The sequence below is a fragment of the Romboutsia sp. genome, from assembly GCF_035470145.1.
Classification (GTDB): Bacteria; Bacillota; Clostridia; order Peptostreptococcales; family Peptostreptococcaceae; genus Romboutsia_D.
Genome location: NZ_DATIRC010000208.1, coordinates 1 through 12,324, shown reverse-complemented (window position 1 = coordinate 12,324; position 12,324 = coordinate 1). Strand labels below are relative to the sequence as shown.

The window sequence follows — 12,324 nt, the reverse complement described above, 5'->3', positions numbered from 1 at the left end:
ACAATTCCCATTTAAATATATTTTGGTTATATTAATATATCTTAGATTTTGTAGAGGTTTATTTGTAATTTATTTTGATAAAATTAGGCTGTTGGATATTCTCCAACAGCCTTTTTGTATTTCAACATTGCATGATAAATTTGAATAAACAAAAATAATTTTTTATAAATCGGGGACTATTTATAGGTTGTTTTTTATTATTTATTTTACATTTCATAAATAGTTAAGTGATAGGTTGTAAACAAGTAATTATAGGACATACACAGCTATTAAATACTTTTCATACTTTACAGTATAAGCTTTTAATGTATGAGGAGGTAAAATGAAAAATATTAAACTTGACGACATGCCTATTAAGATATCTTATGGAAAAAATAAGATTGATAAAGATATATTGTACACAATATTTACTAATATAATAAAAAGAATTGAAAGAAATGAAGGAGTAAAAAATGAGAAAGAAAACTGTAGTACTAACTAGATTTAGTTCAATACTTCAAGATAATATATCTCAAAAAATAGCTATAGAAAAATATATAAATGAAAATAGAATAGTAGTAGATGAATGGATAGAAGAGGATGCAGTATCTGGATTCAAAACTCGATTAGAATATAGAGTAGGTTTAATGAAAATAAAGGCTATGGCTATGAATCAGGAATTAGATACACTTATTATATTTAACTTAGACAGAATAGGAAGACGTATGGAACTAGTAGGATTTATTAATTTACTTGATGAATGTGGTGTTACGATAGTATCAGTTACAGAGGGAATTATAAATAATGGAAATGATACTGATAGCCTAATAAGTTCGATTAAAATGTGGATGTCTGAATATGAATCAAAAAAGATAAGTGAAAGAGTAAAAAATGGAAAATTAGCAATAGTTAGACAAGGATTTCATCAAGGGGGAACACCAAACTTTGGATATAAAGTAGTTGATAAAAAACTTGTAATTGATGAAGAAGAAAGTAAAATAGTTTCTATGATATTTGAGTTATATATAGCAGAGGGAATATCTGGTGTGCTAGAGATATTTAAAGAAAAAGGAATAAATAAGAGAGGGGAACAATTCAATAGACAAAAGATACTAAAGTTGCTTCATAATCCTATATACATAGGTTTAAAGAAATATAAAGATGAACTTATAGAGATACCAGAATTAAGAATTGTAGATAATAGCATATTTAATAAAGCACAACAAATAATGAGAGATAGAAGAACAAAAGGAACTACTAAACATGTTAATAAAAGTGATGCACTTTTAGAAGGGTTACTATGGCATAGATGTAATGATGAGAAAATAAGAAAATTACATATTGATTATGTAAATGTAAAAGGTAAGAAAAAACCTTCTTATAGATGTAATTATTGTAAGAATACAAAGGCTAAGATAAATAAGAATTATATTAGCACAAAAATAGAACCCAAAATAGAAGGAAAAATTAAAGAGATAATGAAAGATCTATCTATTGAAATTTTAGAACAACAATATAGTCTAGATATAAAAGAAAGTGAAGAAAAAATTAAAAATTCAATTAAGGATATCACTAAAAATATCATAAAAAAAAATAGAGCTATTAATAAAGCTACAGATGAGATGGAAAAAATTTTTATAGGAGAAAGCTCTATGGATATAGAGATAATTAATAATTTAATACAAAAGCTAACAAAAGAAGTCCTGGAATTAAAAGAACAACTAGATAAAAATAAATATAATCTTGAAATATTAGAAAAATCTACTCCTAATGCTTTGTATATATTAGAAAAGTACAAGAAGTTTGATTATTTATATGACAATGCAAATAACTTGGAAAAGAAAAAGATATTACAAGAACTTATAAATAGAATTGTAATAGGATCTGATAAAATAGACTTAGAATTAAATGTATAGTTATTTAGATTCATCTATTCATCAATTAGATAAGTTTTTATAATATATACCTATCTTTAAGTTATAAGAAAATGATGGGTATATATTGCTTTATTTTCAGATGGATAAATTCCAAATCCATTTTGTGCATAGCTAGAGCCAAGCCCTGCTTTTCTTAACTGCTCTGGTGTAGCATCATAAGTTAATTGATAAACCATAGTAGCAATTACCTCTACATGAGCAAGTTCTTCTGTACCTATATCAGTTAAAAGTGCACGAGACTTTCCTGTAGGCATAGTGTATCTTTGACTTAAATATCTTATAGCTGCTCCCAATTCTCCATTTGGTCCACCAAATTGAGTGATTAGGTACTTAGCCATTTGTAAATCACCACTCTTAAGATTTACAGGGTGTTGTAATGTTTTCTGATATATCCACATAAATTCTAATCCTCCCCAATAATTATTTAATTATTAAACTCTTTATCCCAAGGCCAAGGATTACATACCCATTGCCAAGGATATTTACTTGGTGAATAACCAAAGTTTGTTAATGGACCATATTTATTTTCATAAGCACATTTAGCTTGTATAAACTGAGAACATAAAGAGTTATAAGTATTAATAGCTTTTTTATCATCTGGATGGGTGTCTAGATATAAATTCATATCTAAGCATGCAAAACTGAGTTCTTGAACTTTTGTTAAAAGTTCATTTCTAGATTCATTTCTCATTATCTTCTACCTCCATTCATTTTTTTAGGTGTAGAATATAATTCTTTGTTGTACATTAAAGAATCAAGTAAGAATAATTCTGGAAATATAGTACCATGTTTTAAAGCACTTGAAGTATTATACATTTTTGTAAAAGTTTGATTGTTAATATATGGTCTAGCTAAAGAATCTCCACATTCTTTAGTAAAACCTCTGCTGTCATTTTGCATTTAATAATCCTCCTTGTCTAAATCTAGATAATGTCTATCTAATAACATAGTATTCGTACATGCCAAAATAGTTCCTTTAAATAAAAAATATTATGCTATAAATAAAATAATAATAAAGCGGAAAAAGTAACAAAATAAAATTATAGATTGTATTATAATAAATTTATGTATTACTTGAATTAGTAATAGCACTTATGATAAAATAATTTGCATGTTCCCATAAAAAAGAGGTGAAAGAATGAGTGATTTAGCAGGAAGAGGCTGTGAAATTATAGTACCTTTTGATGAAAGGCAGCCATTAAAAGAAATAGAAAGAAGTATTATAAAAAAATATAGAAAAAACTTATGGTCTAAATTTATAAAAGCAATAAGAGATTATAATTTAGTTGAAGAAGGAGATAAAATCGCTATAGCTATATCTGGAGGAAAAGATAGTTTACTTATGGCTAAAATGTTCCAAGAATTAAAAAGACACGGACAAGTAAATTTTGATATAGAATTTATAGCTATGGATCCAGGGTATCATAAAGATATAAGACAATTACTTGTAGATAACTGCGAGTACTTAGATATACCAATACACTTATTTGATTCAAGGATATTTGAAATAGCAGATGAAATAGCAAAAGACTATCCTTGTTATATGTGTGCAAGAATGAGAAGAGGTGCCCTATATTCTAAAGCAGAAGAATTAGGATGCAATAAACTTGCTCTAGGGCATCATTATGATGATGTTATAGAAACTACAATGCTCAATTTATTATGTGCAGGCAATTTTAAGACAATGCTACCAAAACTAAATTCTACAAATTTTGATGGAATACAAATAATAAGACCATTATATTATATAAGAGAAGAACATATAGTTAGATTCATACAAAATAGTGGAATATGGCCACTGAATTGCGCTTGTATGGTAGCAGCTAAGAAAACAGGAAATAAGAGATATGAAATAAAAGACTTAATAAAAAGCCTAGAAACAAACTTTAAAGATGTAGAAAAATCTATATTTAAAGCAGCTGAAAATGTAAATATAGATTCAATACTAGGATGGCAAAAAGATGGAATAAAACACTCTTTTATGGAAAATCATGAATAAATTAAAATTTTAGATAATCAAAAAACGATGATAGTTTAATTTTATCATCGTTTTTTTTAATACTTTAAAATATATCTGAAAAAATTCAAAATAAAATGATAGAATATAATTAGAGGTACTTAGAAGGGGATGGTTTATATTGAAAAAAATATATATAGACTTTGAAATGAATATGCCGAGTGATAAAAGTAAAAGGGATATGCTAAATGCAGATATAATAGCAATAGGTGCAATACAATATGATACTAATACGGGAGAAATAGGTGAATTTAAATCTTTAATCAAACCTGTAAGTAATACATACATTTATCCACATATAGAAGAATTGACACAAATAAAACAAGAAGATTTAGAAAAAGCGCCTACGTATGAAGAAGTAATGAGGAAATTTAAAAAATGGTTAGGTACATTTTCTAAAATAGAAGGAATATATACTTTTGGAAGCTTAGATTTAACTTGCTTTAATAATACGGATAAGAAAAGTGCGCAAAAGTATAATCATCCTAGGTTTATAAATAACATTAAAAATTTATTTGTAGATATAAAATATAAATATTTAGATTATGGAATAAAATGCATGAATTATATATCCTTAAAAAACTTATTAAAATGTGCAAATGTAGAATTTCAAGGAGATGCACATGACCCATTGTATGATGCATACAATTTATATGTTTTAGATGAGGTTTTAGAAAATAATGAAAATATTAGAGATATATTAATAATAAAAGACATTATAAGAGCTCCATTTACTATTATGAATGAAAAATTAGAAGAGAGCTTTGAAAAATATACAAATAGTTTTTATGAAAATGAAGAGAATTATAATGAGGATTATATATCTATTGAAGTGATAAAAACTGTACGTATATATTTAGAATCTATACAAAATATAGATATATATAATATAGACATTTTGAGAGATATAAACAAAAAATTTGATACTATAGATAAAATTAAAGATATAAAATCAGGTTATTTTTATTTGTTAGAAAATTTATATTTTGATATGAAAGATTTAATAGAAGATTTGATGTTGTATAAATTAAATAAAGAAGAATATAATGAAGAATTTAAAAATATAGTTAAATTATTTGATGAAGATCTGAGTTATGAAAATATAGAACTTAGTTATTTCTTAGAAAAAAGCTGTTGATGTATTATTATGTCGATAGTTTTTTAAGTTAAAAGAGTCATAAATATTGAAAAATATCGTATATATATTTATAATAAATATATTGAAAAAATGGATTAGTCACATTTAAAGGGGAATTCAATATGTATATACTAGATAAAATTTGTAGTAAAAATATATGTTTAAATGAATTGATTATGTTTGTAAAAAATAAAAGAAGTAAAAGTAATTTTAATAAAGAAGTCTATATGGAAGTAAGTTATAAAGAAGACAGGTTAGAATCTATAAAAAATAAATTAGATGAAATAGAATGTTCAATACTAAGTTACAATCAATACGAAGAAGTTTATAAAGATGATATAATAAGGGAGAATATAAAAGAACTTTAAAAAGTATATGAAAATATTATTGAATAATTAATAGAGCGAATGAAATAATTCGCTTTTTTTTGTGTTAAAAATTATTGATTTTATATTTATAAATAAAGATGAATAAGCATAAACATAAATATCATATAAAATTGGAAGGGGAAATATTTAATATGGAACAGATAAAAGATTATGTTATGACAATATTAGGTGTATTTATATTTTTATCAGCAATTTTTATTTTATTAGTTATAATAAAATTTATTATTAATTCAAGAAAAAATAATTTTAAAAATAAAAGAGGTATGACGAGACAGTATGATATAGTAAATATAAATTTAAATGAAGTTAATGACGCAAGCAAAAGAAATAAACAAAGCTATAACTTAAATGGAGAAAAAGTTTGTAAATATGATAATGGAGAGATATATAAGGGAGAACTTATAAATGGAAAGAGAAATGGGTTTGGTATATGTATATTTTCAAACAAAGAAAGATATGAAGGACTTTGGAAAGATGATAAAATGCACAGTGTAGGCAAGTATATATATAGTGATGGTTCTGTGTATAGTGGAGATTTTAAAAATGGATTATTAGAAGGCTTAGGAATGTACACATATAAAAATAAAGATATATATAAAGGGTACTTTATAAGTAATAAAAAACAAGGTAAAGGAGTTTTATATTATAAAGACGGGAGTAAGTATATCGGTATGTGGGAAGATAATTTACAAAGTGGAGAAGGCAAGTTAATAAAATCAAATGGAGATTTTTATGAAGGTGAATTTAGCAAAGGGAAAATAAATGGAAAAGGCGAGTATAAGTTTAAAGATAAAAGTAAATACATAGGTCAATTTAAAGATAATGTATTCCATGGCCATGGATGTTATACAGATATAGAAGGAAATATATATGAAGGTGAGTATAAATATGGGTGCAAAAGAGGCAGCGGGATACTAAAATATAGAAATAAGGAAATTTATGAGGGCAATTTTAAAGATGATTTATTTGAAGGAATAGGCAGATATACATATTATGATAAAAGTATATACGAAGGAGATTTTAAAAAAGGTAAAAAGGATGGTATAGGTACTTATACATGTGATTTATATAAATATGTTGGAGAGTGGGATCAGGACCAAAAGGGAAAGGTAGGAACATATTATTTAATGTCACAAGCAACTTTAGATGTGATTATAGAAGATGAAAAAATAGTACAAGGTATATATAAGTTAAAGGATAAAGATGAAATTTACATATATGATTTAGACATAAGAGGAATCAATGAAAAAAACATATTAGAAAATATTAATTATTACCTAAAAAAGAAAAATAAAATGCCTTTAGAGATAAGTAATTAATAAATAATCACCAGAATCATTCCAAATATATATAATTAAATATAGAACAAATTTTGGAGTGATATTGATGAAAAATAAATCTGATGATATAAATGTTAAGTTGTTACCTTTTACAATAAACAGCCAAGTTAGAGGAAGAGAATCAAAGACTCCATATGGAGTAGAAATGATAAAAGCAAAAAGCCTATGGAAAGAGTCAACTAAGGGTAAAGGTGTAAAAATTGCTGTGATAGATTCTGGATGTGATATACATCATGAGAGCCTAAAAGATAATATTTTTGTAGTAAGAAATTTTACAGATGAAGATGATAAAAATCCAAATATAGTTATAGATAGAGTGGGTCATGGGACTCATGTAATAGGAACTATTGTAGCAAATGGCAAAAGTAATACTATAATGGGAGTAGCGCCTAAATCTGAGATATATGTGCTAAAGGCTATAGATAGAACCGGTTCAGGAAAATTGAATTGGGTAGTAAATGCTATATATTATGCTATTGAGCAAAAGGTAGATATAATATCCATGTCTTTGGGAATGTCACAAGATAGTGAAAAATTACAAAAATCTATAAAAGAAGCTATAAATAAAAATATTTTAGTGGTTTGTGCAGCAGGAAATGACGGTGATGGAAATGCAGATGATTTTGAATACTCATATCCAGCTGCATATCCAGAAGTAATATCTGTAGGTGCTGTAGACAAAAAAGGAGTTCCAGCAAAATTTAGTAATGCAAATTTAGTTATAGATGTAGTGGCACCGGGAGTAGATATAATTTCAACCTATCCAGATAATCAATTTGCAATACTAAGTGGAACTAGTATGGCAACACCTCATGTAAGTGGAAGCTTAGCATTACTTAAAAATTGGTCTAAAGAAGAATTTAAAAGAGATTTAAATCAAAAAGAATTATATGCACAATTAATTAAACATACAAAACTATTACAATATTCGCGTGCAGTACAAGGTAATGGATTAGTTTATTTGCTACAATTAAAAAATAAAGGAAAGGTGAAATATTAAAAAAATCTCTTTCATATTCAAAGTTAAATATTGAATATGAAAGAGATTTTTTTGTATATTGAATAAAACTTTACAATTTGAGTTACAAAAAGGTTACAAAAAATGGCGAAATTGTGTATAATTAAAGAATAAATATAAAATTTAAGAAAAAATTAACGAAAAAGAAAAGATGGAGTGATAAAGATTGATTAAGTTTACTAATGTAGATAAAGTCTATGACGATGGTAACAAATCATTAGATAATATAAATTTAGGTATAAATCAAGGAGAATTTGTATTTTTAGTAGGTCACTCAGGTGCTGGAAAATCTACGTTGCTTAAATTATTAACTAGAGAAGAAAAAATATCATCAGGAAGAATTTCCGTATTAGGGGAAGAAATTACAAAAATAAAAATTAATAAAATACATAATTACAGAAGGAATTTAGGAGTTATTTTTCAAGATTTTAAATTATTAAAAGAGAAAACAGTGTTTGAAAATGTTGAGATAGCGATGAGAGTAGTAGGAACAAATCCTAAACATATAAGGCCTAGAGTAATGGAGGTATTACACAAGGTAGGGATTGCAGATAAATACAACAAATATCCAACAGAATTATCAGGTGGTGAATGTCAAAGAGTAGGTATAGCTAGAGCTATAGTAAATAAGCCATCAGTAGTTATAGCAGATGAATGTACAGGGAACTTAGATATAGATAATTCTATAGCAATATTGAAATTATTAAATGATATAAATGCAGAAGGGATTACTATAATAATGGCAACTCATGACATTGAAATTTTAAAGTTATTTCCAAAAAGAGTTGTAGAAATTCAAAAAGGAAAAATAGTTAGAGATACGAAGAGGGATTTATATGAAGTTAGTGTCTAAATTTTTATATAGTTTAAAACAAGGAATTAAAGGAATTTTTCATAATAAAACAATGAGTTTTATATCGACAATTTCTGTTACAGCATCATTAATAATACTTGGAATAGTACTTACTATAGTTTTAAATATAAATCAGTTTATTAAGACTACAAAAGATGAAATTAATGAAGTTAGAGTATCTGTAGAAGCAGATATAGATTATGATACACGAATTGATTTGAAAATTAATATAGGTAAAATTGAAGGTATAAAAAATATAGAATATAAAACAAAAGAATCATCTTTCAAAGACATGAAAGAGAGTTGGGGAGAAGATGCATATCTTTTAGATGGTATAGAAAATCCATTAGACGATTATTATGTTGTTACAATAGATAATCCAGAAAATATAAAATCTATATCTAATAAAATACTAAAGTTAGGTGGAGTTAGTGACGTAGAATATTATCAGGATATAATGCAAAATTTCTTAAATATATCAAATACTGTTAAGAAATTTGGTGGAGTATTGATAATAGGATTACTTCTAATATGCTTAGTAATAATATCAAATACAATAAAAAGTAGAGTATATAGTAAAAAAGAAGAAATACAAATAATGAAATATGTAGGAGCAAGCAATAGTTTTGTAGTAGCACCGTTCATAGTAGAAGGATTTACTATAGGAATTTTCGGATCATTTTTAGCAGTGGGAGCTTGCATAGGAATGTATGGATATATATTAGAAAAAATAAGACAACTTATAAATTCTGTCATGGGAAATGCTGTACTTCCTTTAACTAGTATATCAACATCTCTTATAGTAGTTTTAGTTGTAACAGGTATAAGTGTTGGTGTTTTAGGAAGCATTGTATCTGTAAAGAAACATTTGAAAGTGTAAAAATAGGGGGAAGATTGAGTGAAAAAAATAATATCAGTAATTACTGCTTGTATAGTATTGTTTACTACAAATGTTATATATGCAGATAATGAACAAAATAATTTAGATGAAAAATTAAATGAAAATAGACAAGAGCAAACAACACTAGAAGCTAAAATTAAAGATTTAGATTCTAAGATAGAAGAAATTGAAAAAAATATAGATACTACTAATGATAAAATAGAAAAATTAGATTCGGAAATAGTTACAACTAAATCAGAAATTGAAAATTTAGAAAATAATATTGAGAAAAATGAAGAAGCTTTAGGAAAAAGGTTAAAAGCTATTAATAGCAATTACTCTATGGGATATATAAAAGTTATATTAAGTAGCACTTCTTTATCGGAATTTTTCAATAATATTTATATAGTTAAACAAGTTGTAGAACAAGATAAAGAAATATTAAAAGAATTAGATGACAATAAAACTGAAGTTGAAAATAAAGAACAAGATTTAAATGCTAAAAAGGAAATACAAGAAGAACTTAAGGTAGCGTTAGAACAAGATAATAAAACAGTACAAGCTGATAAAAGCGAGTTAGAAGCATTAAAAAGAGAATTAGAAACAGAGGAAGATGATTTAGAAAGTGAGATAGAAAGATTAGCAGCAGAAAGTGCGGCAAGGCAAGAAGCTGAAAATGGAATAAATTCTGACGATAGCTTAGATGGAGTGATAATATCTAGCGGTTCTTGGCCTGTACCAGGATATAGTAGAATAAGTTCACCATATGGATATAGATTACATCCAGTTTTAAACATTCAAAAAATGCACACAGGAATAGATATACCAGCTCCAAATGGAACTCCAGCAGTAGCAATAGATAATGGAACAATAATATATGCAGGAGTTCAAGGGACTTATGGTAATACTGTTATGATACAACATGATGATGGAAAAGTATCATTATATGCTCACAATAGTAAATTATTAGTTTCAGTAGGTCAAAGAGTTCAAAAAGGACAAGTTGTTTCTAAAATTGGATCAACAGGAAGATCTACTGGTCCACACTTACATTTTGAGATAAGAATAAATGGAAAACATACCAACCCAGTTCCATATATAATATAAAGAAGTACCTGTTATATGATATTTTATATAGCAGGTATTTCTTTTTTGAGTATAAAAGTATAATTGTGTATTCTCAGGGTGAATTTTAAAATGGAAGTGAGACAATTAAATTAATGTACAAGGAGCAAAAAAAAGAGTATAATATGGTTAGAATTCTAAATAAAATATAGTAATAAAGGAGACATGACATGAAAAAAATATATATGACAATGGCAATAACGGCTTTAATATTTTTAACTGGATGTTCAAATAATAATGTTGCACCAATGCAACGAGTAAAAAGTACAACAGAAAAAGAATCTCAATCAAGTATAGATTTAGAGAAGAGCATAAAAGATAAATTAAGTAAACTTGGAATAGATTCTAAATTAAGTAAAGCAGATGATTTACCACATGAGTTTTCTAAAAAAGTAGATGCCGCAAGTTCTAAAATGAATGAAGTTGATAAAAAAATGGATTTTTCAAAAGATTCGATAAATAAAATTAGTGTAAAAATAAGAAAATTAGATCAAAAAATAGATAATACTAGTAAAGGTATAGATGAATTTAGAGACAGCGCTGAAGAGAAGATGAGTGAAACTGAAAATGGATTAAATAAAGTGACAGATAAAATATATGAATTTATAAATATGTAAGATTGTAATGATTAAACGAATTGAATTATAATATAATAAATCAATTAAAGCTTAAGGAGATAGTGAATGAAGGAATATGTAGTTGTAGATTTAGAAACAACAGGGCTTGATCCATACAAAGGATGTGAAGTAATAGAAATAGGTATTACTGAAATAATTGACAATAAAATAATTAAAAATTATTCTAGGCTTATAAAGCCAAAATCAATAATACCATATTTTATAACAGAGATAACAAACATAACTAATGAAATGGTTGTAAATGAAGAAGGAATAGAAACTGTATTACCTAGATTTAGAGATTATATAGGTGATAGAACTATAATAGCTCATAATGCCAAGTTTGATTTAAAATTTTTAAATTATTATCTTAAAGAATTAAACTTAGAGACTATAGATAAACATATATGTACATTAGAACTATTAAAGAAGAGTAAAACGTATAAAGGTAAAAATAAAAAATTAGAAACGGCATGTGAATATTACAATATAGAAAATAAAAATGCTCATAGAGCAGATAGTGATACATTGGCTACAGCAAAATTATTTTTAAAAATAAAAGACGATAATTAAAATAAGTGTAAATTTTACACTTATTTTTGTTTATATGTGAATAATTATAACAAATATAAAATAAAAAATTAATTATATTTAGTGGTTAAAGCAAACATGATTTCATAATATATAATAGACGAAAAAATCCTTTTGGGGGGTTGATATTATGATTTTTATGGATATTGATATATTTATAGATAAAATAGAATTTAATATATTTAAATTAGAAAACCAAAATAAAACAGAGATAATTAAAGATAAAATAATAATTCCAAAGTCTTTTGATATAGGAAATAAATTAAATTATTTAAGAAAATTTATGATAACTCTCATAAATCAATATAATATTAAAAAAGCACATGTAAATATAGAAGATGCTATTGGCATAGATATAATTGATATTGTTAAAATTGAAGGTGTAATTCAAGAATTGCTTTCAAATTGTGGGGTGAAAATATGCAAATAAGTCCAAAGTT

At 25.7% G+C, this 12,324-nt stretch carries 16 protein-coding genes; 13 read left to right on the top strand and 3 right to left on the bottom strand.

Features of this window, described 5'->3' with window-relative positions:
* Nucleotides 1-322: 322 nt before the first annotated feature.
* Complete coding sequence (locus VLM92_RS08860) at nucleotides 323-481, top strand: hypothetical protein (protein ID WP_325275980.1); 159 nt, start codon at nucleotides 323-325, stop codon at nucleotides 479-481.
* Nucleotides 453-1,895, top strand: coding sequence for a recombinase family protein (locus VLM92_RS08855; protein ID WP_325275979.1), 1,443 nt, complete (start codon nucleotides 453-455; stop codon nucleotides 1,893-1,895). Before VLM92_RS08860 ends, VLM92_RS08855 begins: the two co-directional genes overlap by 29 nt.
* Nucleotides 1,896-1,951: 56 nt before the next feature.
* Here VLM92_RS08855 and VLM92_RS08850 read toward each other — a convergent pair whose 3' ends face one another.
* From VLM92_RS08850 to VLM92_RS08840, 3 genes are read right to left on the bottom strand one after another with little or no spacing between them, the layout of a single operon-like run.
* Nucleotides 1,952-2,314: a manganese catalase family protein gene (locus tag VLM92_RS08850; protein ID WP_331681730.1), complete on the bottom strand. Its 363-nt coding sequence runs from the start codon at nucleotides 2,312-2,314 to the stop codon at nucleotides 1,952-1,954.
* 26 nt (nucleotides 2,315-2,340) lie between these two features.
* Nucleotides 2,341-2,607, bottom strand: coding sequence for a spore coat protein CotJB (locus tag VLM92_RS08845; protein ID WP_325275978.1), 267 nt, complete (start codon nucleotides 2,605-2,607; stop codon nucleotides 2,341-2,343).
* Nucleotides 2,607-2,816, bottom strand: coding sequence for a spore coat associated protein CotJA (locus tag VLM92_RS08840; protein WP_325275977.1), 210 nt, complete (start codon nucleotides 2,814-2,816; stop codon nucleotides 2,607-2,609). Before VLM92_RS08840 ends, VLM92_RS08845 begins: the two co-directional genes overlap by 1 nt.
* 238 nt (nucleotides 2,817-3,054) lie before the next feature.
* Here VLM92_RS08840 and VLM92_RS08835 point away from each other — a divergent pair, with 238 nt between their 5' ends.
* The 11 genes from VLM92_RS08835 to VLM92_RS08785 all read left to right on the top strand — a co-directional run bounded on the left by VLM92_RS08835 (nucleotide 3,055) and on the right by VLM92_RS08785 (nucleotide 12,314).
* Nucleotides 3,055-3,915 carry a tRNA 2-thiocytidine biosynthesis TtcA family protein gene (locus VLM92_RS08835; RefSeq protein ID WP_325275976.1) on the top strand — a complete coding sequence of 287 codons (861 nt, stop codon included), beginning with the start codon at nucleotides 3,055-3,057 and terminating at the stop codon, nucleotides 3,913-3,915.
* Nucleotides 3,916-4,054: 139 nt separating this feature from the next.
* The gene (locus tag VLM92_RS08830) at nucleotides 4,055-5,071 is read left to right on the top strand and encodes a 3'-5' exonuclease (protein ID WP_325275975.1); all 1,017 of its coding nucleotides are present in this window, start codon (nucleotides 4,055-4,057) and stop codon (nucleotides 5,069-5,071) included.
* 122 nt (nucleotides 5,072-5,193) lie between these two features.
* Complete coding sequence (locus VLM92_RS08825; protein WP_325275974.1) at nucleotides 5,194-5,439, top strand: hypothetical protein; 246 nt, start codon at nucleotides 5,194-5,196, stop codon at nucleotides 5,437-5,439.
* A 152-nt stretch (nucleotides 5,440-5,591) separates the two neighbouring features.
* Entirely contained in the window at nucleotides 5,592-6,779 is a 1,188-nt protein-coding gene (locus tag VLM92_RS08820; RefSeq protein WP_325275973.1) for a hypothetical protein, read from the top strand.
* A 67-nt stretch (nucleotides 6,780-6,846) separates the two neighbouring features.
* The gene (locus VLM92_RS08815) at nucleotides 6,847-7,800 is read left to right on the top strand and encodes a S8 family peptidase (RefSeq protein ID WP_325275972.1); all 954 of its coding nucleotides are present in this window, start codon (nucleotides 6,847-6,849) and stop codon (nucleotides 7,798-7,800) included.
* Nucleotides 7,801-7,984: 184 nt separating this feature from the next.
* A complete protein-coding gene (ftsE, locus tag VLM92_RS08810; protein WP_325275971.1) occupies nucleotides 7,985-8,671 on the top strand; it encodes a cell division ATP-binding protein FtsE in 687 nt (228 codons plus the stop codon).
* Nucleotides 8,655-9,551, top strand: a complete 897-nt coding sequence (ftsX, locus tag VLM92_RS08805) for a permease-like cell division protein FtsX (protein WP_325275970.1) — start codon at nucleotides 8,655-8,657, stop codon at nucleotides 9,549-9,551. Before ftsE ends, ftsX begins: the two co-directional genes overlap by 17 nt.
* Before the next feature lie 18 nt (nucleotides 9,552-9,569).
* Complete coding sequence (locus VLM92_RS08800) at nucleotides 9,570-10,658, top strand: murein hydrolase activator EnvC family protein (protein ID WP_325275969.1); 1,089 nt, start codon at nucleotides 9,570-9,572, stop codon at nucleotides 10,656-10,658.
* Nucleotides 10,659-10,846: 188 nt separating this feature from the next.
* Complete coding sequence (locus tag VLM92_RS08795; RefSeq protein ID WP_325275968.1) at nucleotides 10,847-11,293, top strand: hypothetical protein; 447 nt, start codon at nucleotides 10,847-10,849, stop codon at nucleotides 11,291-11,293.
* 66 nt (nucleotides 11,294-11,359) lie between these two features.
* The gene (locus tag VLM92_RS08790) at nucleotides 11,360-11,866 is read left to right on the top strand and encodes a 3'-5' exonuclease (RefSeq protein ID WP_325275967.1); all 507 of its coding nucleotides are present in this window, start codon (nucleotides 11,360-11,362) and stop codon (nucleotides 11,864-11,866) included.
* Between the two features lie 148 nt (nucleotides 11,867-12,014).
* Complete coding sequence (locus VLM92_RS08785; protein WP_325275966.1) at nucleotides 12,015-12,314, top strand: hypothetical protein; 300 nt, start codon at nucleotides 12,015-12,017, stop codon at nucleotides 12,312-12,314.
* Nucleotides 12,315-12,324: the final 10 nt, after the last annotated feature.